The sequence below is a fragment of the Geomonas azotofigens genome, assembly GCF_018919395.1.
In the GTDB taxonomy this organism is placed as follows: domain Bacteria; phylum Desulfobacterota; class Desulfuromonadia; order Geobacterales; family Geobacteraceae; genus Geomonas; species Geomonas azotofigens.
Genome location: NZ_JAHLME010000002.1, coordinates 1 through 24,634, shown reverse-complemented (window position 1 = coordinate 24,634; position 24,634 = coordinate 1). Strand labels below are relative to the sequence as shown.

Annotated in this window: 18 protein-coding genes; 8 read left to right on the top strand and 10 right to left on the bottom strand. The window is 62.3% G+C overall.

All coding sequences use genetic code 11. The features are described from left to right. Window positions 1-35: 35 nt before the first annotated feature. A complete protein-coding gene (locus tag KOL99_RS05140; protein WP_216509424.1) occupies window positions 36-806 on the bottom strand; it encodes an MBL fold metallo-hydrolase in 771 nt (256 codons plus the stop codon). Window positions 807-1,124: 318 nt separating this feature from the next. Between KOL99_RS05140 and KOL99_RS05135 the strand changes: the two genes are divergently transcribed. The 6 genes from KOL99_RS05135 to KOL99_RS05110 all read left to right on the top strand — a co-directional run bounded on the left by KOL99_RS05135 (window position 1,125) and on the right by KOL99_RS05110 (window position 6,637). Further along, window positions 1,125-2,444 (top strand): cytochrome ubiquinol oxidase subunit I, encoded by a 1,320-nt coding sequence (locus KOL99_RS05135; RefSeq protein WP_216509423.1) that lies wholly within the window; start codon window positions 1,125-1,127, stop codon window positions 2,442-2,444. Beyond that, entirely contained in the window at window positions 2,437-3,459 is a 1,023-nt protein-coding gene (locus tag KOL99_RS05130; protein ID WP_216509422.1) for a cytochrome d ubiquinol oxidase subunit II, read from the top strand. The genes KOL99_RS05135 and KOL99_RS05130 overlap by 8 nt, the downstream gene beginning before the upstream one ends. An 83-nt stretch (window positions 3,460-3,542) precedes the next feature. Then, a complete protein-coding gene (locus tag KOL99_RS05125; RefSeq protein WP_216509421.1) occupies window positions 3,543-3,788 on the top strand; it encodes a hypothetical protein in 246 nt (81 codons plus the stop codon). A gap of 163 nt (window positions 3,789-3,951) precedes the next feature. Beyond that, window positions 3,952-4,404: an SRPBCC domain-containing protein gene (locus KOL99_RS05120; RefSeq protein WP_216509420.1), complete on the top strand. Its 453-nt coding sequence runs from the start codon at window positions 3,952-3,954 to the stop codon at window positions 4,402-4,404. Between the two features lie 38 nt (window positions 4,405-4,442). Then, window positions 4,443-4,967, top strand: coding sequence for a PaaI family thioesterase (locus KOL99_RS05115; protein ID WP_216509419.1), 525 nt, complete (start codon window positions 4,443-4,445; stop codon window positions 4,965-4,967). A gap of 26 nt (window positions 4,968-4,993) precedes the next feature. Continuing rightward, window positions 4,994-6,637 carry a fatty acid--CoA ligase gene (locus KOL99_RS05110; RefSeq protein ID WP_216509418.1) on the top strand — a complete coding sequence of 548 codons (1,644 nt, stop codon included), beginning with the start codon at window positions 4,994-4,996 and terminating at the stop codon, window positions 6,635-6,637. A 77-nt stretch (window positions 6,638-6,714) separates the two neighbouring features. On the opposite strand, the gene KOL99_RS05105 is transcribed toward KOL99_RS05110, so the two are convergent. The 7 genes from KOL99_RS05105 to KOL99_RS05075 form a co-directional block, all read right to left on the bottom strand. Further along, on the bottom strand, window positions 6,715-8,103 hold the full coding sequence (locus KOL99_RS05105; RefSeq protein ID WP_216509417.1) for an aspartate aminotransferase family protein: 1,389 nt from the start codon (window positions 8,101-8,103) through the stop codon (window positions 6,715-6,717). Between the two features lie 38 nt (window positions 8,104-8,141). Then, the gene (locus tag KOL99_RS05100) at window positions 8,142-9,974 is read right to left on the bottom strand and encodes an aldehyde ferredoxin oxidoreductase C-terminal domain-containing protein (RefSeq protein WP_216509416.1); all 1,833 of its coding nucleotides are present in this window, start codon (window positions 9,972-9,974) and stop codon (window positions 8,142-8,144) included. 83 nt (window positions 9,975-10,057) lie between these two features. Beyond that, the gene (locus KOL99_RS05095) at window positions 10,058-12,988 is read right to left on the bottom strand and encodes an NAD-glutamate dehydrogenase domain-containing protein (RefSeq protein WP_236025919.1); all 2,931 of its coding nucleotides are present in this window, start codon (window positions 12,986-12,988) and stop codon (window positions 10,058-10,060) included. Between the two features lie 754 nt (window positions 12,989-13,742). Then, complete coding sequence (locus tag KOL99_RS05090; protein ID WP_216509414.1) at window positions 13,743-15,254, bottom strand: amino acid permease; 1,512 nt, start codon at window positions 15,252-15,254, stop codon at window positions 13,743-13,745. A gap of 91 nt (window positions 15,255-15,345) precedes the next feature. After that, window positions 15,346-16,704 carry a putrescine aminotransferase gene (locus tag KOL99_RS05085; protein ID WP_216509413.1) on the bottom strand — a complete coding sequence of 453 codons (1,359 nt, stop codon included), beginning with the start codon at window positions 16,702-16,704 and terminating at the stop codon, window positions 15,346-15,348. Between the two features lie 442 nt (window positions 16,705-17,146). Next, a complete protein-coding gene (locus KOL99_RS05080; protein WP_216509412.1) occupies window positions 17,147-17,947 on the bottom strand; it encodes a TonB-dependent receptor in 801 nt (266 codons plus the stop codon). 331 nt (window positions 17,948-18,278) lie between these two features. Beyond that, window positions 18,279-20,060 (bottom strand): sigma 54-interacting transcriptional regulator, encoded by a 1,782-nt coding sequence (locus KOL99_RS05075; RefSeq protein WP_216509411.1) that lies wholly within the window; start codon window positions 20,058-20,060, stop codon window positions 18,279-18,281. 506 nt (window positions 20,061-20,566) lie between these two features. Between KOL99_RS05075 and gabT the strand changes: the two genes are divergently transcribed. Both gabT and KOL99_RS05065 read left to right on the top strand, forming a co-directional pair. After that, window positions 20,567-21,868 carry a 4-aminobutyrate--2-oxoglutarate transaminase gene (gene gabT, locus KOL99_RS05070; RefSeq protein WP_216509410.1) on the top strand — a complete coding sequence of 434 codons (1,302 nt, stop codon included), beginning with the start codon at window positions 20,567-20,569 and terminating at the stop codon, window positions 21,866-21,868. A gap of 61 nt (window positions 21,869-21,929) precedes the next feature. Further along, on the top strand, window positions 21,930-22,154 hold the full coding sequence (locus KOL99_RS05065) for a MoaD/ThiS family protein (RefSeq protein ID WP_216509409.1): 225 nt from the start codon (window positions 21,930-21,932) through the stop codon (window positions 22,152-22,154). Between the two features lie 23 nt (window positions 22,155-22,177). On the opposite strand, the gene KOL99_RS05060 is transcribed toward KOL99_RS05065, so the two are convergent. Together KOL99_RS05060 and KOL99_RS05055 are read right to left on the bottom strand one after the other, a co-directional pair. Beyond that, entirely contained in the window at window positions 22,178-23,017 is an 840-nt protein-coding gene (locus tag KOL99_RS05060) for an EamA family transporter (protein ID WP_216509408.1), read from the bottom strand. Between the two features lie 254 nt (window positions 23,018-23,271). Beyond that, window positions 23,272-24,634 (bottom strand): putrescine aminotransferase (locus KOL99_RS05055; RefSeq protein ID WP_216509407.1); only part of this gene is annotated, 1,363 nt, incomplete at its 5' end.

The window sequence follows — 24,634 nt, the reverse complement described above, 5'->3', positions numbered from 1 at the left end:
CTTACTCCTTCCGAACTAAGCTTGCCTGGCCCGGCTCACAACACGCAGGACTCGCCGTCCTCCGGGACCAGCACTCGCTGCATCATGCCATTTTCCTTGAGGAAGTCACGCAATTCTTTTCGTGACAGCACCGCGTGGTTCATAGCCTCCATGTGGCTCGCTATGATGGTGGCGCCCGGTGCCGCTTTCCACACTTCATGAACGTCCCGCTTCCCCATGATGATGGACCCGATTCCGATGATCTGGGCATCGCCGCAGTTCAGGATGACAACGCCCGGCGTGTACTCCCGCAGTGCATCGGCCACATGCCGGTTCCAGACCGTGTCGCCGGCGAGATAGAGGGTTTTCTCGTCGGGATGTTGTAAGACCACCCCGCATACCTCTCCCAAACGATCTCCCAGTTTCGCCATGGCCTCGTCGTTGCCGTGCTGACCCGACGTTTTGATCAGGGTGATGCCGGCGAATTCGGTGTGCCCGGTTATAACGGTGACGTCCCTGAATCCCGCCTCCCGGAGTACGGCGGCATCTTTATCGTTCTGCGCGAAGACAGGCATCTCCTTTGGGATCCGGTTCTTGGCAGCTTCGTCCCAGTGGTCGAGGTGGGTGTGGGTGACGATGACGGCGTCCACATCGAGCAGCGTCTCCACGGGAACCGGCAGTTCCACCAGCGGGTTCCGCAGATGGGCGTTGATTGTTCCGGCAAAAGCCGGGTATGCCCCTTTCTTCGCCAGGACCGGGTCGATCAGCAATCTCTTCCCACCATATTCGATCCTGGCTGTCGCATTGCGAACTTGCATGAATATCATATTCAGCCTCCTAGTGTAGGTATGGGGCATTATCGTCTAATGTGCCTCTCGATGCGAGTGGCCCGAAGGACATTTATCGTAAAGATTGGGACAAAGACTAACCGGAAATGGCTATTCCACACAGGATTTTGCTGGCCCACCTGGGCTCTGAATTTACAACCTGCGCGTGCTAACTTGCAACATGCCCGTACCAACTTGAAACATGCGCGTACAATTTGCGTCGTGCGCGTACTTTGCATCGTGCACGTACCAACTTCTTGACAACTCCTCTCCGATTAGCACACTTAAGCTGCTTCTAATCTATCTAGCGGAGGCAGCATGGACAACCTTCTCGCCGCCCGGGCCCTCATGGGTGTATCCTTTGTCTTCCATATCATCTACGCCACCATGGGCATCGGTCTGCCGCTCCTGCTCATGCTCGCCGAAGGACTGGCGCTGAAAACCGGCGATGAGAGCTGGCACCGGATCGCCAGGCGCTGGGTGCTGCCGGCCGGGGTCGTGTTTGCCATCGGCGCGGTTTCCGGGACCATCCTCTCCTTTGAACTTGGTCTGCTCTGGCCTCGCTTCATGGCCTTCAGCGGCGCGATGATCGGCCTCGCCTTTTCCATGGAAGGTTTCGCCTTCTTCACCGAGGCGATCTTTCTCTCCCTGTACTTTTACGGTGAACGACGGCTTTCCAGGCGCGCTCTTTTCCTTTGCACCATACCCCTCACCCTCGCCGCGTCCATCTCCGCCATCTTCGTAATCAGCGCCAACGGTTGGATGAACACACCCTCCGGCTTCCAGATGGTGAACGGTTCGCCATCGGACGTGCTGCCGCTGCGGGCATTCGCCAACGAGGCATGGCCGCACGAGGCGCTGCACGGAACTCTCGCCGCCTACGTCGCCACTTCCTTTGCCATTGCCGGCTACTACGCTGCCATGGTCCTCAAGGGTAGGGGTGCGGTCGAGGCGAAAAAGGCGCTCTCGTTGTCACTTTCGGTGGCGGCGGTGACGGCGCCGCTCATGCTGGTAACGGGCGACTGGGCGGCAGATTCCGTCGCCAAGTTCCAGAAGGCGAAGCTGGCGGCGATGGAGGCGCATTTCAAGACCTCGGCAGCAGCCCCGCTGGTGATAGGCGGGTGGCCGGACCCGGACACGGGGCGGGTCCGGTATGCCGTGCGCATCCCGAAGCTATTGAGTATTCTCGCCCACGACGATCCCAACGCCGTGGTGCAGGGGCTCGACGCCTTCCCGCAAGGGACGACGCCCGACCCGAGGCTGGTGCATCCCTTCTTCGACCTGATGGTCGGATCCTTCTTCGTCATGGGGATCGGCCTGGGCTGGTTCTGGTGGCTGCGCTGGCGCCAAAAAGAGGTGCCGGATCAACCGCGCTTGCTGAAGTATCTCATGTTCGCCTCTCCCTTCGGCATCATCGCGCTTGAGAGCGGATGGCTGGTGACCGAGTTTGGCCGGCAGCCCTGGGTCGTGCAGGGATACCTGCGCACCTCGCAGTCGGTTACTCCCAACGGCGGAGTGGTCTCGGTGTTCATCACCTTCGTCGTGGTCTATCTCTGTCTGACTGCCGGGATGCTGAAACTCCTGTTGCGTCACCAGGGGCGCCACGGGGGGGAAGGGAAGGAGGTGGAACATGCCTGATCCGGTATCGCTGGCCGCGCTGGTGGCAGCTCTGGCCCTGGTGCTGTACGCTCTGTTCGGCGGCGCCGACTTCGGTGGAGGCATCTGGACTGCGCTGGCGTTCGGGCCCCGGGCCCGGGAACAGCGAGAGGCGCTTTTCAATGCCATCGGTCCCGTGTGGGAGACGAATCATGTCTGGCTTATCTTTGTCGTGGTGACGCTGTTTACCGCCTTTCCCGCCGGTTTTGCCGCTTTGTTCATCGCGCTCATGACACCGCTGGTGGTCGCCCTGGTCGGTATCAACTTCCGGGGCGCCGCCTATGCCTTTCGCCACTACGGCAGGGCATCCGGGCGGGAGGTGCCCTTCAGCGCGCGGGTTTTCGAGATCGCCAGCGTGCTCACCCCCTTTGCCTTGGGCATGGCCGTGTCGGCGACTGCTGCCGGCAGCATTACCATTGAGAACGACGTAGTTTCCACCGGAACCGGCATCTGGTTCAACCCCTTCACCGTGATGGGTGGGGTGATCGGGCTCTGCATCTGTGCCTACCTTGCACCGGTGTACATGACGGTCCGGGTGAAGGGCGCGCTCCAGGAGGATTTCCGCAACGCCTCGATAGCCGCCGGCGTGGCCCTCGGTGTGGTGACGGCGGTGATGATCCCGCTGGCCCTGCAGACCGCGCCCGAGTTCTCCCACCGGTTGCTCGGCTCCTGGCCGATGCTCTGCGTGATCCTCGCGGTACTGGCCGGCGTCACCACGCAGCTTTTGCTGCTGTTGAGGCGCTTCCGTCTGGCGCAAGTGATGACCGGCGTTACCGTCGTCCTTACCCTGGCCGGATTCGCGGCCGCGCTCCATCCCGATCTCATCATACAGGAGCTGCCCCTGCGCGCCGCCGCCGCACCTCGCAGTACGCTCATTGCCTATCTCACCGTCCTTCCCGTCGGTGCCGCCGTACTGGTTCCATCCCTGTGGTTCCTGTACTGGACGTTCCGTGGCGAGCCGGCGCCTGAACTCCCCCCGGCGGGTAAGGAGCCCTAGCGAGGATATGATGTGAAAATTTTAACGCTGTGCTATTCTGGTCTGGGCGATGTGCCCGCTACTACGACCAAAGGAGTGCAGCGATGAAAAGGATACTTCTTATTATCAGCATGGTGTTGAGTGCGTTCGCCTCCGGGTGTGCCTCCCGTGAAGGGAGCGCGGTCGGCGGCGCCCTGGGCGGCGCGGCGGTAGGCGTCGGTGCTTATGAATACAGCGCCCATCGGCAGATGGAGCAATTGGACGCTGACTACAGAGCCGGCAGAATCGACAGACGAGAGTACGAGATTCGCAAGAACCAGATCCAAAAAGGATCTCTCTTCCAAAGGTAGCCTCACCCCAAACAGTATAACTGCGCAAAGCCGCCCCCAAAAAGGGTGGCTTTTTGTTTGCCCTGATGAACTTTTTGACTGTCGTATACAAACAGGTATGGCATCCGGATCGGAAAAATAGTAAAGTTGCTGGTCTTGTGACTGGACCAGGCTGAGGGGCGTCATGAAACCTTTTCACACCGAAACAGTTCTGCAGACGACCAGGGAGAGGGTATGGGAACTCCTTAGCGACTTTTCCCTGTACCCGCAGTGGAACCCGCTGTTCCCGAAGCTCACCGGGCCCGGGACGGTAGGGGAGGGGCACGAGATCGTGGTGCATCTCCCCGGCATCGACCCCTTTACCGTGCAGGCGACCCTGGACGGCAACGGGGATGGGGTGCTCTCGTGGCACAGCACCTTTCTGGGATGGCCTTTCCTCGTCTGGGCCTTTTCCTGCCGCATCGAGCCCGTCGCTACCGAGCGCCTTAAGGTGCGGCTGGACTCCGAGTTTCGCGGCATGCTGGCGCCGTTGTTCCGCTTCGCCCTGGCCAGGTCCATGGAAGAGGGGATGGAGCAGTTGCACCAGGCGCTGCGGCGCTGGGGTGAAAAGGGGAACGTGCGCTGCATGAGGTGCTGAGAGCTGAACTGAATCATGATTTTCGCCAGGAGGGATCTATGAACGAGTGTTGCAACGCGGACCATCATGCGTCCGTTCTTAACCTGCCGCCGGTACAGGGACGCTGGCCCGGCTCCTGCTTTGTCTGCTCCGAAGGGCATCCCCACGGCCTCGGGCTTCGCTTCCACCATACCGCTGACGGCGTCGCCTGCCTTACCACCGTCCCCGCGAGTTACTGCGGTTTCGACGGCATGGTGCACGGCGGGATCATCTCGGCGCTGATGGACGAGGCCGCCGCCTACGCGCTTTTCGCCCGCCACGGCAGGCTCGGGGTGACCCGCGAGATCACGGTCCGCTTCTTGAGACCGGTCGCCACCGGCACCGAAATCAAGGTGGTTGGGCAGGTGCTCACCTTCGATCCGCCGGAGGCGGAGGTGGTCATGGCGATCTACGACGCCGCCGGCCAGCGTCTCGCCGAGGGGCGTACCCTGTGGTCCTTCCCGCGCCTGTCCCGCATCGCGGCACTGGCCGGGGTCGAGGAAGGGGTGCTGCAGACGTTCCTTGACGACTGCCAGAAGGTTTAACCATTGCTTCAACGAGGAGGCCATAAATGAGTGATTTGCTGATACCCCGTACCCAGTCCGCGTACGACTACCCGTTGCTGATCAAGAACATGCTGCTCTACCCGGTGGTCGACAACCCGGACCAGGAGATCGTCTACCGCGACCTCTACCGGGGCGACTATCGTCAGCTCAGGGAGAGGGTCGGGCGGGCGGCCAACATGCTGACCCGCCTCGGAGTGCGCCCCGGGCAGACGGTCGCGGTGATGGACTGGGACAGCCATCGCTACCTGGAACTCTTCTTCGCCGTCCCCATGATCGGCGCCGTGCTGCACACCATCAACGTGCGACTTTCCGCGGAACAGATCCTCTACACCATCGACCACGCCGAGGACGACGTGCTGCTGGTGAATGCCGAGTTTCTCCCCATCCTGGAACAGATCCGCGGCAGGATCGACAACGTGCGCACCTATATCCTGATCAGCGACGAGGAGGCGAAGGATGACGACACCGTCCCCTTCGCCGGAGAATACGAGTCGCTCCTGGCAGACTGCTCGCCCGAGTTCGACTTCCCGGACCTGGACGAGAACACCCGCGCGACCACCTTCTACACCACCGGCACCACGGGGATGCCCAAGGGGGTTTATTTCAGCCACCGGCAGCTCGTGCTGCACACCATGGCGCTGATGACCACGCTCGGTACCGCCACCGCGCACGGCTGCCTGCACCGCGACGATGTCTACATGCCGATCACGCCGATGTTCCACGTCCACGCCTGGGGCGTCCCCTACATCGCCACCATGCTGGGGCTCAAGCAGGTCTACCCGGGGCGCTACCTCCCGGAAACCCTGCTGGAACTGAAGGAGAGGGAAGGGGTCACTTTCTCGCACTGCGTGCCGACCATCCTGCACATGCTCCTGAAGCACCCGCACGCGTCACGTATGGATCTCAAGGGGTGGAAGCTCATCATTGGCGGCGCCGCCATGTCGCGCAACCTCTGCGTCGAGGCGCTCAAGGCGGGCATCGACGTCTTTACCGGCTACGGCATGTCCGAGACGTGCCCCATCCTCACCATCTCGCAGCTGACGCCCGAGATGCTGGAACTCTCCCACGAGGAACAGGCGGAAATCCGCTGCAAGACCGGTCTCACCCTGCCGCTCGTGGATCTGCGCGTGGTCGACGCCGAGCTCAACGAGTTGCCGCGCGACGGCGTCAGTGCCGGCAACGTCGTTGTGCGCTCCCCGTGGCTCACCCAGGGCTACCTGAAGGATCACAAGGCCTCGGAGCGCCTCTGGCTGGGAGGCTACCTGCACACCGGCGACGTCGCGGTGCGGGACGAGCTTGGCTACCTGCGCATCACCGACCGGAGCAAGGACGTCATCAAGGTGGCGGGGGAGTGGGTTTCCTCGCTGGAGCTCGAGGACATCATCGCGCACCATCCCGCCGTGGCCGAGGTGGCCGTCATCGGCAGGGCCGACGAGAAATGGGGCGAGCGTCCGTTGGCCCTCGTGGTGCCCAAGCCGGCGGTGAAGATCACCGAGAAGGACATCTCCCACCACGTCAGGCAGTACGCCGACAAGGGGGTAGTCAGCAAGCAGGTCGTGCTGGTCAAGGTGAAGTTCGTCGACGTTATCGACAAGACCAGCGTCGGCAAGATCAACAAGGTGGCGCTCAGGGATAAGTATTTGGGGTAGTCGAACCTGAGATGGTAAGGGTAAAAAGGGGGACCGCCGGCGCGGTCCCCCTTTTTTTTGCAGCAGCTACTGCCGCGCTAGCGGGCGGACAGCTCCGCCATGCAGTCACTCCACACCTGCACCAGGGTGTCGATCTGGGCGTCGGTCGCCATGGGTGGGATGAGCATCATGTTGTGGAACGGGGTGATCAGTATCCCGCGGTTGGCCAGGTAGAGGTGGGTGTAGTAGATGAGCTCCCAGTCGAACTGCGCCTTGGCCTCGGAACCGTTCCTTGGCAGACGCGGCATGAACTGCAGTTCGCAGCGCGCCCCGCTCCTGGTAACGCTCCAGGGGATGTCGTACCGTTTCAAGGCCGCGTCGAGCCCGTCGGAAAGCCGGTTTTGCCCGGCGATCATCCGCTCGAAGGCCTCGTCGGTGGCAACGTGTTTCAGGGTGGCTTCCATGGCACGGATGGCGAACATGTTGCCGGACAGGGTGCCGCCGATTCCCATCGGGTCGGAGACGCTCTTCTTGCCGAACGAGGTGTTGATCCGCTCCGCGATCTCCCTGGTGAACCCGTACACGGCGACGGGGATACCGCCGGCGATGGACTTGCCCAGTGTGACGAAATCGGGCTTGAGGCCGTAGGCCGCGGTGTAGCCGCCGGGCCCCGTCGAGAGGGTGTGGGTCTCGTCGATGATCAGGATGCAGCCGTACCTGGTGCACAGCTCCCTGAGCGCCTCGTGGTACCCTTCCGCCGGGAGCACCATACCGCAGTTGGTCATGACCGGTTCGGCAAGGACACAGGCTACGTCGCCGTGGGCGAGTTCCCGTTCCAGGGCGGGAATGTCGTTGAATTCGACCACGCGGGTGAGCGCGTCCTTGGGGATGCCGGGGTTCATGTCGAAGTCGGAGCGGAGCTCCAGCTTTCCGGTGGGGCCTATGTGTGGCAGGGTTTCGTCGATGGAGCCGTGGTAGCACTCGTTCATGACCAGGACCTTGTGCCTGCCGGTGAGCGCGCGGCAGATCCTCAGGACGTAGCGGTTGGCCTCGGTAGCGGTCATGGCCACCTGCCAGAAGGGGAGGCCGAACCGGCGTCCGAGCTCGCTGCCGATGGCCAGGGCGCTCTCGGAGGGGAGCATGGTGGTGATCCCTTGGCGCACCTGCTCGGCAACAGCGGCGGCGGTCGGCTCCGGGGAGTGGCCGAACATGGCGCCGGTGTCGCCCAGGCAGAAGTCGAGATACTCGTTGCCGTCGATGTCGATGATCCTGTTGCCGCACGCCTGCTTTACGAATATGGGATGGGAGGTGCCCCAGTCACCCATCCACGGCATCGGTACCCCGTTCAGGAGCATTTCGTGTGCGCGCGCGAAGGTCTGTTTGGAAACGGGCGTGCGCCGGGCAAAGAGCTGGTCCTCGCGAGCCCTGAGTTCGACCAGCCGCGTATCGGACACCACACGGTATGCCGTCTTCATTTCTGTGATCATGGTTCCTCCATTAGCTAGTTATAGGTTGCCCGACTGGTTCAGGCGAGGAGCCCTTCCATCTCGGGTTTGAATGCATCCCAGACTCTCATTTTCATCTCGTCGAGGAACTGCTGCGTGACGAAGCAGGGGAGGGCGATGTTCGGGCTCGGGTCGCTGAAGACCTGCTGCGGCAGCGTGTACTCGTCGTCCTGGTATCCCTGGCGCAATTCCAGGGCGAGGCCCCTGAGGTAGGCGCGGCGCACAGCGGCAACGATCTCAGCCGAGGTGACCTCGAGGCCGGTCGCGGCCTTCACTGCCCGCACCACGAAGTCGTGACTCATGCCAAGCCCCACGAATTTGCACAGCCCGATCATGTCGTAGCCGACCTGGAGCAGCCCCATCTGGGTGATGGCACGGACCCAGTCGTCCATGCCGACCTTTCCCTCCCTGGCGAACATCATGTGGGTTCCCATGGACATGTGCCCGCCGGCGATCGCAAAGGCGTAGCCGGGGTTGGTCTCCGGCAGGTAGGCGGGGAGTTCCAGTCCCTTGACCTGCATGGCGTAGGCCGTTTCGCCAAGACGCGTGGAGAGACGCTGCACGCCGTGGCCGATGAGGTCGCAGCTCCCCGCACCGGTCGCGAGCACCAACTCCCGCACCTTGTCGTAGTCACCGAAGGTGGCGCCGTTGAGGATCGCCTGTTCCGGGTGGCGCGCGTTGTAGTCGAGGACGTAGGCGATGGTGGTGCCCAGGGAGATGGCATCCATGGCCAGGTTGTCGCACAGCCTGATCAATTCCGCGACCTTCTCACCCTCGTGGATTCCCAGGTTGGTGCCGAAGAGGTTCAATGGTTCGAAGTCGAACTTGGCGATGAACTCGCCCGGGCTGCCGTCTTCGTTTTTGCGGTAGAGATTGTTGTGGCAGCGGACCCCGCAGCGGAAGCAGGCCTCGCTGCGCACGTGGAGCGACTTCTCCACGTTGTCGCGGTAGAGCCCCTCGATGTCCTTGCCGGCTATGGAGCGGAAATTGTTCTCCGGCACCGCCTTGAACACGTCCAGCACCTCGAGGTTGGCCCAGGTCCCGCCTCCTCCCCCCTGTGCCAAGGGCTGGAACCGGCTGGAACCGCCTGCCTTCACCACGTCACGGTTCACGTCCCTCATCTCGGCGCAGATCGGCGGGAGTCGGTCCTCGCTCTGCGCGACGATGGCGAGCAGGTTCTTGTAACCCATCAGGCTCCCCATGCCGCCACGACCGGCGAAGCGGCACTTGTCCTCGCCCGATTTCAGCTGGTTTTCCGTGCTGAGCGCGACCGCGCCCATCAGCACCTGTTCGTACTTTTCCCCCGCGGGGCCGATGGCCGCGAAATGCGCCCCGGGATACTCCTTTTGCAGGGCCATGATCTTGTCGTGGCTGCTGAGCCCCAGCAGGTGTCCTGCGGGCTTGAGCTCCGCTTCCGGGCCGGTCGCCCCCACGCGGAACACGGCGTAGACAGGCGCGTCGGCACGCCCCTCGAAGACCACCTCGTCGATCCCGGTCCACTTCAGCTTGCTGCCGAACTTGCCGCTTGCCGCGGACCACATGGCGGCGGGGAGGCCTTTGCCGGACTGCTTGAGCGGACTGTAGGCGGAAAAGTAGCTGCGCAGTCCGGTCATCACGTTGCTGCCGGTGAGCAGACCCGTGTTCAAGATGAGCGGGTTCTCCGGTGTGTACGCCTGACGCACCGGCCGACTGGCCAGCAGCTGGAAAGACCTTCCGAAGCCTCCCAGCACCTCCTCGAGGTTGCGGCAGGGAATCTCTTCCATGGTTATGGTTCCGTTCCCCAGGGAGACCGTGCAGCGGTTGTAGAGCACCGCCGACGGATCGCTCCCCGGGGTCGTGGTGTTAAAGCGCATCTTTGCCTCTCTCCTTCGATGTAGTGTGTGCAGCCCGCGTCCGGAGCCGAAGCTGCGGTTCAGCAAAAAAACTTGACCGCTTCTCAGGCGGAGAGCCGCTTCAAGTGGGCCTCTAGGAGTTCCCGGTAACCGTCATTCACCTTTTCACCGCGGTAGACCATGGAGGAGGCGATCTCGCTGGAGAGGATGGCGTACTTGTACTTGGGAGGCAGTCCATTGGTTCGCATCCGGTAGGCGGGCTTGCCGGCGAGCATCCCCGGCAGGTGCGCCAGGATCGCCTTCCGGTACAGCGGCCGGTCACACAGCTGCGGGTTTTTCTGGAAGAAGTTGAACAGTTGGGCGTAGTGAGCGTTGATCTCGGTGCTGATGGCGTCGGAGATCTCGGTGAAGAGCTGAGTGCCTCCTGCCTCGCGGTGGCGGCGGAAGATGAGCCTCGCTTCGTCCTCCGCTCTCTTGTTCAGGATCCGGATCACGTCCCGCACGTAGGGCTCTTTCTGCTCAAGGAATTCCTTCTCGGACAGGAGCAGGTTGGCGATGATCTCGTAGGAGGAGGATATGACTCCGCACTTGTTGGCGGAGGCGTCGCGCATAAGCACGATGCCGCGCCTTTGCAGCTCGACCCGTGCCTTCGGCGTGATGAAGGAGTTGGCTCCCTCAACGATGGCGCGGGTGAGCGGGGTGCCGTCCCCGGTGAAGAAGCGGTCGCAGTCATGCTCCCTGACCGTCTCCGGCCTGCCCCCGGCCGGTATGAAAAGGTCGGCCGCGACGGTGAAGACCAGAGAGTTGTACTCCCGGTAGAACTCGTCATTGGAGACCCAGAGTTCCTTGAGCCCTTCCTGGTCGCGCGCGACCTTGCAGTAGAGCTCCTTCATCCCTTCGCGGCGGGTCCGATTGCGGTAGAGTATGAAGCCGCCCGGATGCAGTGCGCTGGCGTCGAAGGCGTCGATGTCCGCCTGCAGCACGATCTTTCCCAGTGCGTCCCGGTCGGCTCCGGCCGGGTCGTAGAGCGCGCCGGTGCCGTCGATGACGAGCCGGATGGCCACCTTGGGACACCGTTCCAGCAGAAGGCGCATGGAGTTTCCGGCAACGTCGCCGTTGGGGCCGCCGGTGAACTTCACCGAGAACGGGTCGCGGTGCATGTCGATCCCCAGTTCGGCCATAGTGATCTCGGCGAACCGGATCACTCCCGCAGAGGTGACTCCGTATTCCTTGTGGTTGATGCCCACCTTCTTGCTGGACATGATTCCGATGCCCAGGAGATAGCCGCGGCGCACCGACTGGGCGGCCACCAGCTCGACCATGGCGTCGTGCATGTTCTCGTCAGGGCCGAGTTCGATGGGCTCGTCCTCGCCGTAGTAGTCAACCACGCGCGTGTCCTTCGCTTTTCCCTTCTCGGTCACGAAGATGTCCAGGAAGGCGTTGATCAGCGAGTACTGCAGCTTGTACAGGCGCTGGGTGACCAGGTCGCGGTCCTGGATTCCGGCCGCGTCCAGCACGACCACCATCTTGGACCCTCCCTCGTAGATGTCCTTGTTCTTAAGGTGCTGGGTGTGGGCGAGCACGTAGTTTTCTCGGAAGAGCGAGTTGGCGCAGGTCACGTAATCGTCGCGGCCGTTGGTGATCAGCGTGCGCCAGCCGCCGCGGGCGATGTCGGAGAAGCCTATGTGGTAGCCCAGCCCGTAGCGGGCATGGAAATAGGTGATCCTGAACGGGCGCTCGGGGGGGAGGTCCGCCGAGAACTTGGGCTCCAGTTCGGACATGTAGCCGGGGTCGAGGCGAAAGGCGAGGGCGCTCTTCTCCAGCACGTAGAAGTTGGTCTTCAGCGTGTAGCGGATGAAGAGCAGGGCGCAACGGAAGATGGTGCGCCGGAACTCGTCCAGGAAGGCGTGCCCGGTGTTGTAGCTGTCCACGACCCGCGTGGTTTCCGCGAGCACAGCGGCATAGTTGGTCTCCCGGTCCGCGACGGCCGGATCGAAGCGGGCACGGAACAGCTTCACCAACTGCTGGGCGATGTCCGGGTGGTTGTGAAAGGCGCGCATGATTCCTTCCAGGTCGAAGCTGTCGGGATGGGTGTGTGCCAGGTTGGTGTGGCAAAAACCGATCATGGCGTTGACCAGGAGCGCATCCTCGCCGCTCATCACTCCCTTAACCACGAGCTCGGCGTAGGAGGGGGAGGCGGTGGAAAGGATCTGGGTGTTGTAGAGCTCGCTCTGCAGCCGCAGGAAAAGTTCGGATCCTCGGGTCACCTCCGCACCGTCGCGGGTGGTCACGTAGAAATTGCCCAGGAAGTAGGGGTGGAGCTCGTTGCTGATGGTGAGGCAGTAGGCCCTCTTCACGCTGACTTCGAGGCGGTTGAAAACCTCCATGATCTGCTGCAGGAAGTCGCGCTGGGGCGGGTTGCCGACCGCGAACATGAGCCTGGTTTCGCCGGTGTTGGCGGGTTCGGCGTCGAGGTAGACCCCGCCGTTGTTCCTGGTCTGCTGGAACAGCGCGAGCGTACGCGCCACGCGCGTGGCGGGAGAGATGCGGACGTAGTCCTGGTTGTTGATCCAGAGTATGTTGAGGAGGTAGTCGAGCCTCTTGTGGTCGAAACCCGGGTAGTCGCGCCTGAGAGCGGCCGCGATGCGGCGTTTGACGGCCACGGGAGCCTTGTCCGTGCTCGCGGCGACCTCCTGCGGGGTCTTGCGGTCGAATTCGAAGCGTTGCAGTTCCAGGTGGTGCTCCGAGTCTGGGAGCGGTCCGTTGGAGACGGCGAAATGAGCGTAGGATATTTCGCGTTCCTTGAGGGTGCGCAGCGTCTCGTACAGCGACCCGGGGCGATTGAGCACTGCCTGGATAAGCATCCGGTCGCGGTCTGCCAGGATCATGCGTCGGTTGCGGGACAGGTTGTGCAGGCCGCCGGCCAGGATGGCGATGGCGTCAATCTCCTCCTGCATGGTGATGAAGAAATAGGGATGGATTCGGGAGTGAATCCATGCGAGGTTCCGGTCGGCGAGAGAGCGGTTCTGCTTCATGACGCGCTGCACCTTCCCCGAAATGCGGTCATCAACAATATCCATCGGTAACTCCCCTAGTACGGCCCGTGGCCGGGATGAAATGGCAGCTCTGCCACCTTGATGCCTAGCGTTGCAGGACACCTGGAACGGAACCGGAGTGACGTGGTCCCAGGACGCCCGTTTCTGTAAACAGCATAAGGTGTGCCATCGCCGAGATTGAAACGGGGGAGAGATCGCCGTGAAGCCGTGAAGCCGCGGCCGGCGGTAAAATGGCGAAATTTTAAGTGGTTATCCTTTACGCCCGGGAGCGGCGCGGGGGATGCGGCAGCCACGTTGAAGGCGGGGTGCTCAGCATGAGATGCGGTCGTGCATTCCGGAGCACCCCGTGCGGTTTGTTGAGCGGAATGCAGGATGTGTCTCCATGTATTGTCCTGCAAGTGGCCGTATGTTCTGTAGTTTTATTTTTGGTCGATTCATGCCCGGTTGCATCTCCTGATGCGAAGCGGCATTTAGAGATGTGACCCGACAATGACCGCATCCCCTTCCTCCCTTTCGCAAAGGGGGAACTCTCGCTTGCGGGCGCCACATCGTAAGCGCCCCTTTCCGCACACCAGGAATTCATCGACGAACCTTTGCAAAGCTTGGTCAGCGGGAGGTGCAGCGTTTATCGACGTACGTTCCCAAGGCTCCACGCCTTCAGCCGGGAGAAGAACGAAAAAAGGGGCTCCCGTGCGGGAGGCCCTTTTAATTTCTGCCCTTTCCTGCGAACGTGTTACTCGGTTTCGGCGGCTGCGTAGTCCACAGCACAGGTGGTGCGCGGCTTGAAGAGATCGTCAAAACGTACCTTGCTGTGCAGCTTGGCCAGCAACTCGTGATCCACCTTCCTCATCTTGTGGATGATGATCGGCAGGATCAGCAGGGGAACCCCGGCGTAGAAGCCGATGCGCAGGGTCTCGTTGAAGGCGGTGAAAACCAGACAGCCGACCATGCTCCAGATGCCCAGGTGCGCGAGGTAGGGGAAGCCTGGTGCCACGTACTTGAGATCCTTGGTGCTGTAGCCGTTGGCGACCAGGCGCTTGCGGAAGTTCATCTGCGACCAGATGATGGAGATCCAGGCGATGGTCCCGGTGAAGCCGGAGATGGACAAAAGGGCGACGAACACCTTGGAGGCGGAGAAGAAGTAGGAGCCCGCCAGGAAGAACCAGACGCCTGCGATGACGAAGAGGGCGGCGTTGCCAGGTACCTGGTGCTTGTTCAGGGCACCCAGGAATTTCGGCGCCATACCTTCGCGCGCCATGGCCCAGGTAACCCGGACCGTGGAGTACAGGCCGGAATTGGCGCAGGAAAGCGCGGCGGTAAGCACGACGAAGCTGAAGAGGCCGGCGGCCCAGTGCAGGCCGTACTGCTCAAGTGCCGCGGCGAAGACGGAGCCCCCCTCCACGCCGGCATTGGCCCACGGGAAGATGGTCACCAGCAGAAACACCGGGACCATGAACAACATGATGACCCTGATGGTGATGCTGCGCACCGCGGTAGGGATGGTCTTGCTGGGATCTTTCGCCTCGCCTGCGGTAAGTCCGATGATCTCCACCCCCTGGAAGTTGACCAGGAGCATGACCATGGTGGTCAGCAACACGAATCCACCGTTGGGGAAGATGCCTCCGTTGCCGGTGAGGTAGGTCGTGCCGAGGCCGGCCGGATGCTGGTTGGGGATTACATTGAAATAGATGAGGACGGCGACGATGCAGAAGACGACGATGGCCATGACCTTGACGATGGAAAGCCAGAACTCGATCTCGCCGAAGGCCTCGACGTGCGAAATATTGACCACCGTGATGACGATGCCGAAGAGGACGGCCCACATGAATTCGCTGGTGCCTGGCACGAAGGTCTTCATGATGATGCCGCCCGCGATACATTCCGCGGGTATGTAGGCCATCCAGTTGAAGACGTAGCTCCAGCCGACCCCGGCCGCCCAGGAGGGGGAGATGAATTCGGAGGCGTAGGTGACGAAGGAGCCCGAAATGGGAATGGCAACGGCAAGCTCGCCCAGGGCGATCATGACCAGGTAGACGATGAGGCCGCCCAGGGCGTAGGTGATGAAAGCCGAGGGGCCGACGTCCTTGACGATGGAACCGGTGCCGAGGAAGAAAGCTGAGCCGATGATGCCCCCCAGGGCGATCATCATGACGTGGCGGTCCTTGAGCCCGCGCTTCAGGCCGCCGTCGTCGAACGATTCAAATCCAGTTTCCAACAGATGCACTTCTTTGACTTGATCTGTCATTGGCTTCTCCGTTCATTGGAATAAATAACAAAAATGGTTTCCTCTGTATACAAAAAGCCGCGGCGGGAAGGCTCCCTGCCGCGGCAGTAGATCATTGTTCTTTGGCGATGCTCTTGAAGACGTCTTCGAGCCTGACCAGCATCTCGTCGATCAACTCGTAGCTGATGGTGAGTGCGGGCTCGATCCTGATGCTCTTCGCGTTGTTGAAAGTGCCGGCGGTCAGCACGCGGCGGGTGAACATGCCCGAGGCGACCTGCCACCCCATCTCGTCGGTGGAGAAGTCCATGCCGATCAGGAGACCCTTGCCGCGCACTTCCTTCAGCACCTGCGGGTACTTCGCCTTCAGTCCCTCCAGTTTCGAGAGGATGTACTCCCCTTTCTCGGCAGCCTGGCGCGGCAGATTCTCTTCCAGCATCACGTTGATGTAGGCGAGCGCCGCCGCGCAGGCGATCGGGTTGCCGCCGGTGGTGGTGGAGTGCATGAAGGGGTTCGGTTCCATGCATTCCCACACCTTCTTGCTGGCGAAGAAACCGGAGCAGGGGATGACGCCGCCGCCCAGGGCCTTGCCCAGGCAGATGATGTCGGGCACCACGTTCCAGTGGTCCACCCCGAAGAGGGTGCCGGTGCGGCCCAGGCCGGTCTGGACTTCATCGGCGATGAGGAGCACGCCGTACTTGTCGCAGATCTCCCTCAGTTTCGGCCAGTAGTCGTCCGGCGGGATGATGGCGCCCGCCTCCCCCTGGATCGGCTCGGCGATCATGGCGGCGATGCCGTCGCCGACCTGGTGCGCCGACTGTATCGCTTTCTCCACAGCCGCGGCGTCGCCGTAGGGGACGTGGCGCACGTTGCCCAGAAGCGGCAAAAGCGGCTCGCGGTACGTCGCCTTCCCCATAAGGGTGAGCGGGCCGAGGGTCTTGCCGTGGAAGGCGCGCTCGGTGGAGATGAAACCGGCCTTGCCGGTGTAGAGTTTGGCGAGTTTCATGGCGCCGTCCACCGCCTCGGTGCCGGAGTTGATGAAGAAGCCGTACTGGATGTCGCCGGGGAGCAGGTGGGCGAGCACCTTGCCCAGGTGCGCGCGCAGGGGGTCGAGCATCTCCTGGCTGTACTGGGGGCTGCGGTCGAGCTGCGCCTTGGCGGCGGCGACGATCTTGGGATGCCTGATCCCGGCGGAGTAGAGCCCGAAGCCGCCGAGAACGTCGATGAACTCGCGGCCGCGGGTGTCGGTGAGGACGGAACCCTGCCCGGTCCACTCGACGGAGGCGTAGTCGCCCGCCTCGGTCATCGATTTTCTGTACTTGAGCCACCCCTTGTTGATGTGGTTGGCGAAGTTCTCCACGGTCTCCTGCTCGATCTTTTCGCGCTCCGCCGCCGGAACCTCGTGCTCCGGGGTCAGGAGCAGGTTCAGCATCCTCTGGGCCTCGCTTTGTGCGTACGCTACGTCTCTCATCATCACTAAATCTCCTTTGAGCTGCAAAATGCGATGTGATATCGCATTCTAATTTTGCACGTGATATGCCATGCCCAAACGTTAGCAATTGGAGAAGTCGACGGAAAGCCTCCTCGCAACTGCCGAGGGACCCGTCGCTTTTTGGGTATACGGCTGATATAAAACGATATTTCGTATACGTGAATTGCAAAAGGAGGTCCCCCGGTGAATGCGATTTTTTTTCCTCCCCCCCTGGACGAACCCAAGATCGGGGCGACGAACAATTCCCCTGGGCATCGCCTCGGATGCATTGCCGCATCTTTGCTGCGTCTTTGCATCCGAGATCATGAAGCGGGGCATTTGGGGTGCGTAGGAGCTTGCCGGCATGCTGCAGGGAGGGGGACGACAGAGGGTTGCAGGGAGGGGCAGGGGGGGGCGCACCCCCCCTGGGAAATCGGCGGGCGACTTAGAAGGAAAGCATGGCCTTGATGCCGTAGCAGTTTTTCGCACCTATGCCGACGTTTTTGGCGTTGCTGCTCAGGTGATCGGAGAAGGTATAGGAGGGTGTGATGGTCACATTGTCTAACGGCTTGTAGTCGAGGGTGGCGGAGAGTTCGAAGTTGTGCCAGTCGCTGTAGATGCCGCTGCGGGAATCGAGGTCGGTGTAGGCGGCGCTTGGGTTGTGCTGGTTGTAGGAGACCAGCGCGCCCAGGTTCAGGGTCAGCTTCTCGTTGATGAGGGGTACGGGTTGGGCGACCGAGGCGGTATAGAAGAGACCGTCGTTGCGCGCCTCCAGGAAGTCCCAGTAGATCCCGAGGGTCGGGTTGAGGAGGGTGCTGTAGGTGGCACGCGCGTAGAACTCTGCGGTATCCTCAGCCGCATCGAGCGAGAAGTACTGGGCGCCCACGTTGATGGTGACATCCTTCAGAAGCTCCGGGATGGCGTAGTTGACGATGGCGTCGTTCTCGGTGGTCTTCGCCTTGGCATACCCGTTGGCGCGGTTCTGGTTGTTGAACCAGTAGCTGAAGGTGAAGGAGTTGTAGGTAAGATCCATCCCTCCCTGGGTGACGAAGGAACTGTGCGCGTTGAGCTGGTTGCCGCGGAACAGGTATTTGTTCATGACCCCGATGTACGCGTCGCCGTTCACCTTCGGCCCGGGCGGAAGGGCGGGCGCCTCCCCCTTCGCGTGCGGGTCGCCATCCGCCGCCATTACCGCCGAACCTAACATCAGTACCAACGCTGCTGCCAATAGACCGCTTTTGCTCATCTCTTCCTCCTTTGGGTGATACAACAGTTTTTTACGGTTGCTCTGCATGTGTAATTTGCTAATGAGGGACTTTTGGGCGGGATGGTCAGCACGAGGCGTGCCAGATGCGTATACGGATGGCGGGAACCAGGGGAGATTGTCGGCAGGAGCGCGGAAAAAACCACTATTCGCCACCCGGTTGGGCCGCTTCAGGCTGTGAAGGGGGAATCGCAGGGCACTGCGGGGTGACGGGCGAGGGGTGGGGCGGTTGCCGCCAACCCCTGTTTGATGCAAACCGGAATCAAGGATGCGGCGAGGCATCCGCCGCTTTGGGTAGAGGGCTTTGGGGAAGCTAGGAGATGCCGTATTTCTTTAGCTTGCGGGCCACTGTGGACTGGTTGATCCCCAGTGCCTCCGCGATGCGGTACTGGTTGCCGTGCTCTTTCATGGCGTCGCTCAGCAGCGATCGTTCCACGCTCTCCAGGATCTGTTCCAGGGTCATGTCGACGGGCCACACCGGCAGGGTCTGCTCCGACTGCGACAGCGGCTTTTCTTCCGGGCTCCCGAAAAGCTGCTTCGGGAGGTCCTGCAGGTCGATCACCTCGGTCTCTGACATGACCACCAGTCGCTCGCACAGGTTCATCAACTCCCGCACGTTGCCGGGATAGCCGTAGGCGAGCAGGGCGTCGAGGGCGGCGCGCGCCAGCCTCTTTTGCTTGCCGACCTTCTGGCTGAAATAGTCGATATAGTGACGGATGAGCGGTAGCAGGCATTCCTGGCGCTCGCGCAGGGCCGGGATGTAGAGCGGGATCACGTTGAGGCGGTAATAGAGGTCGAGGCGAAAGGTTTTTTCCACCACCATCTTTTCCAGGTCGCGGTGGGTGGCGGCGATGATGCGCACGTCGACTGTCCGCCCGGTGGTCCCGCCAAGCCTCGTTACCCGCCCGTCCTCGAGAAAGCGCAGGAGTTTCACTTGGGAGGCGAGCGGGAGTTCCGCTATCTCGTCCAGGAAGAGGATGCCGTTATCGGCGAGTTCCAGGTAGCCCGGCTTCGCCGTCTGGGCGCCTGTGAAGGCGCCGCGCTCGTGTCCGAAAAGTTCCGACTCGATGAGCGACTCCGGGATGGCGCCACAGTTGAGCTTGATGATGGGCTTGGCGCTGCGGCTCGAGTTCTTGTGGATCAGGTCGGCAAAGAGCCCCTTGCCGACACCGGATTCACCGTGGATCAATACGGTCGAGTCTGCGGAGCTCACCTTGACCGCCTGACGCAGGGCGGTGATCATGCGCGGACTCTTGGCGATGATGGTCTGCGAGGCGAGCTCGGCCTGCTGCTGCTCAAGCATGTGGTGCCAGAATTGCCCCTTGATGGCCTCCTGGTCCTCGAGCTCGCGCTGCAGCTTGTCGATCTCGGTGATGTCTCGCTCCGAGACCACCACCCTGATGATTCCCCCTTCGTCGCCGAAGACCGGCGTGCCGGTGACGATCAGCTTCCGGTTCCCCTCGTTGACCAGCATGTTGACCACGCCCTTGGAGCCAAGCACCTCCAGTGCCGGCGAACGCTCCATGTATCCCTGTTCGATCAGCTCGCGCGCGGTGAGCCCGACTACGACCTCCTTCTTGACGCGGTTGTTGCGCTCGGCGGCCGGGTTGATGCGCAGCACCACGCCGTAGCCGTCGAAAACCCAGAGCCCCTCCGATGAGGAGTCGATGATGGCCGCCAGTTCCTTGGTGAGCTCCCGGAAAGAGCGCAACTGCCGGGTCATGATCTCGAGATCGGTATTTTCCACGAAGACGCAAATCGCGCCGGAGACCTCGTCATCGACCATGACCGGGCTCACGGTGACCAGGAAGCTCGCTTCGCCCCTTTGCACCGACAACTCGAAGCGGGGCCTGCGGTCGCGCATGGTCTCCACCACCTTACTCCACAGGGCAGGGAACTGTTCCCTCAGGGAACTCCCCGGGTAGATGTCGAGGCTTACCCGGCTGACGCGGTCGGACAGCAGCACCGTCCCGGCGGTATCAACCGATATGATGCCGTCGCCCATGGCGTTGTACTGCGCTGCGTTGAAAGCGTCCTGGTGAAGCTGCTCCGCGGTGGGGGCGGATTCGCCCACGAAATCGGCGATAACGGTCATCTGGGTCTCCTGACACGGCGCTTTTGGCCATGATGTGTCAATAAATGCATAGCTGCATCAAAAATGCAAGAAGGAATACGGCGCACGGTAGTATTCACGTTTCGCGCCGGTTCCGTATACGGTCTGCACTGAGGAGCGCAATTCATCCGGGAAGCGCGAAGATTTGCGCCTTTTCAGGCGCAGTTGACGGGCGGGCCTCCCGGCGGAGCTGCGGGTACCCGCCCCGGCCGTGCAGGACTTGCCTGAGAAGAGGCTAACACTGATGCGCGGGGTGATGCCGCTGTGCATCCCGGATGCAACATTACATCACCCGATCACCGCATCCTGGAGGCTTCGTGGGGCGGTCCGGGGGCTGTGCGCTGTAACGCTGGGGAAAACGGTCTAAAGAGGGGGGGGGACTGGGCAGGGGGTGTTTGGTACGTTCCTTGATAACGCTGGTTACCTGGTGCCCGGCGGCATGCACCGGGCGCGCGTGCCATCATCTTTAGTCAAAGGAGTCAGAATCGATGAGAACCAGAGAAGTCTCGCAAGCGTTGCGTAACAAGCATGTTCCACCCGGGGTGAGCGTCCTGTCCCCGTCTTACGTTAAGGAGGCCCGCGGCGCCATTATCGTTGATACCGAGGGGCGTGAACTGATTGACTTCGCCGGTGGGATCGGCGTTGCCAACGTCGGGCACTGCCATCCCAAGGTCGTCGCCGCTGTGAAGGACCAGGCCGAGAAGTTCCTGCACACCTGCTTCCACATCGTTCCCTACGACCTCTACGTCGACCTCGCGGCAAGGCTGAACGAACTGGCGCCCGGCGATGGGGACAAGATGACCATCTTTCTCAACTCCGGGGCGGAGGCGGTGGAGAACGCCATCAAGATCGCCCGCCACGCCACCGGGCGCCCCTCGGTTATCGCTTTCGAGAACGGTTTCCACGGACGCACCAACCTCACCATGACCCTTACCAGCAAGGTGAAGCCGTATAAGCTCGGTTTCGGGCCCTTCGCGCCGGAAGTGTACCGGATGCCCTACGCCTACTGCTACCGCTGCCCCTTCGGGCTCAAGCACCCCAGCTGCAACACGGCCTGCGCCGAGCACCTGGAAGAATTCTTCATAAGCCACGTCGCCGCCGAGAAGACTGCGGCGGTCATCGCCGAACCTATCCAGGGGGAGGGGGGCTTCGTCACGCCGCCGCCCGAATACTTCCCCAGGCTGCGCCAGATCTGCGACAAACACGGCATCATGCTGATCATCGATGAGGTGCAGACCGGAATGGGGCGCACCGGCAAGCTGTTCGCCATCGACCACTGGGGTGTCGTTCCTGACTTGGTCACCACTGCCAAGAGTCTCGGGGGCGGTCTCCCCATCTCCGCGGTGACCGGACGGGCCGAGGTGATGAGCGCGCCTCACGTGGGGGGGCTCGGAGGGACCTACGGCGGGAACCCAATCGCCCTGGCCGCGGCCCAGGCGGTGCTGGAGATTTTCACCGAGGATGGCCTGCTGGAACGGGCCGAGGAGCTCGGCGTGAAGATGCGCGCCCGCTTCGACGAAATGCAAAAGCGCTACGAGATCATCGGAGAGGTGCGCGGCAAGGGGCCGATGCTGGCGCTGGAGCTGGTGCGCGACCGTGAGACCAGGGAGCCGGCGGCGGCCGAGGCGAAGAAGCTGGTAAGCCTTTGCTACGACAAGGGCCTGGTGGTCCTTTCCTGCGGCAACCACGGCAACGTCATCCGTACCCTGATGCCGCTGGTTATCACCGACGCCGAGTTGGAACGCGGCATGTCCATCCTTGAGGAATCCCTGCAGGAGCTGAGGGGATAGTCCCGCACGCGGTCGGCGGGGACCTCCTGCCGGCCGCGCCGCTTCAGCATCGGGAGGGTGCATGAAAGTAACCATCAAGCTTTTCGCTCACTACCGCATCGGAAGGTTCAAGGTGGCCGTGCGCGAGTATGCTCCCGGCACCTCGGTGCGGGCAGGCATCGCTGACCTCAGGTTCAACGAGCCCGGACCGGGCGTAATCCTGGTCAACGGCGCACCAGTTCCTCTGGACCACGTACTGCAGGAGGGCGACACCATCGCCCTGCTCCCGCAGATCTCGGGGGGATAACCCCCCCTTGTCCCACCTCGACTTCAGGTTAAAAGTGCGATCGCAGCCAGGGCCGTCGCAATCCCCCCCATCTGCAGCCGCGAAACCCTTTCCTTCAGTATCAGCCAGGCTAAAAAGACGGTGGCCCCCGGGAAGAGGGAACTCAGTACCGCTGCAACGTCCATCCTCCCCGACTGCCCCGCCACGATGTAAAACCCGTTGCCGGCAACGTCGAGAAAGCCGTTGAGAAGGACCAACCGCCAGGGGAGCGCGCCCCACTCGCCGACGCCCTGTTTCCCGACAGCCAGAAACAGCAGCAGCACCAGGACACCACCGCAGCGGACCGCTACCATCGGCCAGAGCACCGCGCCGCCGCTCGCGCTATGCATGAGGACCAGGAAAAGCCCCAGGCAGCTTCCGGAAAGCAGCGGCAGCCAGACGTGGATCGGCTTGAGCGGTTCTACCGGCCCCTCCGTCTTTTCCCGGCAAAGAAACCACACCGCAACAAGGGCAAGCGCCAGCCCGGCCAACACCTTCCCGTCGGGAACACCCTGGGTGGCCATACCGACCATGACCGGCAGGGCCGCCGCGGTGAGCGCGGACAATGGAGCGGCGAGGCTCAGGCGGCCAATGGTCATGGATCGGTACAAAAGCAGGATGCCGAGTGCGTCGAAACCGCCGGCAAGCATGCACAGCGCCCAGCCCGATGCCGTGGCGGGAGGTTCCGGCACCAGAAGGGCCGCCGGGACCAGCAGGGTGAGACCGGTGGCGATGGTGGCCAAGGTCATGGCAAAGGCTCCGGCACGGCGGCTGCTGGTGCCGCCTATGAAGTCGCAGGTCCCCCAGCAAAAGGCCGTGGCGAGACCGCAGAGTACGGAGATCATGGTGGTTCACCTTTGAGGCAGAGGTTGAAGTTTATGGCGGCAAAGTGGCCATTACCGAAGAAGGGGGCGCGCATTAGCGACACCCCCTTTTACTGGTTCATACGGGATTTCCATTGTATCTGCTATTCGTCGGCCGTAGAGCACTTCCCCCCCTTCGCAAAAAGGGGGGGGGAAGAGTTCTACGGCATCCTTCGTGGCCGACTCAGCCCTGGTCCCACCCTGCTTCCGCTCCGGCTCTTCCCGGGCGCTGCGGGCTAGAGTTCGCTTTCGATGCTCCTGAAGACGTCTTCGAGCCTGACCAGCATCTCGTCGATCAACTCGTAGCTGATGGTGAGGGCAGGCTCGATCCTGATGCTCTTCGCGTTGTTGAAAGTGCCGGCGGTCAGCACGCGGCGGGTGAACATGCCCGAGGCGACCTGCCACCCCATCTCGTCGGTGGAGAAGTCCATGCCGATCAGGAGACCCTTGCCGCGCACTTCCTTCAGCACCTGCGGGTACTTCGCCTTCAGTCCCTCCAGTTTCGAGAGGATGTACTCCCCTTTCTCGGCAGCCTGGCGCGGCAGATTCTCTTCCAGCATCACGTTGATGTAGGCGAGCGCCGCCGCGCAGGCGATCGGGTTGCCGCCGGTGGTGGTGGAGTGCATGAAGGGGTTCGGTTCCATGCATTCCCACACCTTCTTGCTGGCGAAGAAACCGGAGCAGGGGATGACGCCGCCGCCCAGGGCCTTGCCCAGGCAGATGATGTCGGGCACCACGTTCCAGTGGTCCACCCCGAAGAGGGTGCCGGTGCGGCCCAGGCCGGTCTGGACTTCATCGGCGATGAGGAGCACGCCGTACTTGTCGCAGATCTCCCTCAGTTTCGGCCAGTAGTCGTCCGGCGGGATGATGGCGCCCGCCTCCCCCTGGATCGGCTCGGCGATCATGGCGGCGATGCCGTCGCCGACCTGGTGCGCCGACTGTATCGCTTTCTCCACAGCCGCGGCGTCGCCGTAGGGGACGTGGCGCACGTTGCCCAGAAGCGGCAAAAGCGGCTCGCGGTACGTCGCCTTCCCCATAAGGGTGAGCGGGCCGAGGGTCTTGCCGTGGAAGGCGCGCTCGGTGGAGATGAAACCGGCCTTGCCGGTGTAGAGTTTGGCGAGTTTCATGGCGCCGTCCACCGCCTCGGTGCCGGAGTTGATGAAGAAGCCGTACTGGATGTCGCCGGGGAGCAGGTGGGCGAGCACCTTGCCCAGGTGCGCGCGCAGGGGGTCGAGCATCTCCTGGCTGTACTGGGGGCTGCGGTCGAGCTGCGCCTTGGCGGCGGCGACGATCTTGGGATGCCTGATCCCGGCGGAGTAGAGCCCGAAGCCGCCGAGAACGTCGATGAACTCGCGGCCGCGGGTGTCGGTGAGGACGGAACCCTGCCCGGTCCACTCGACGGAGGCGTAGTCGCCCGCCTCGGTCATCGATTTTCTGTACTTGAGCCACCCCTTGTTGATGTGGTTGGCGAAGTTCTCCACGGTCTCCTGCTCGATCTTTTCGCGCTCCGCCGCCGGAACCTCGTGCTCCGGGGTCAGGAGCAGGTTCAGCATCCTCTGGGCCTCGCTTTGTGCGTACGCTACGTCTCTCATCATCACT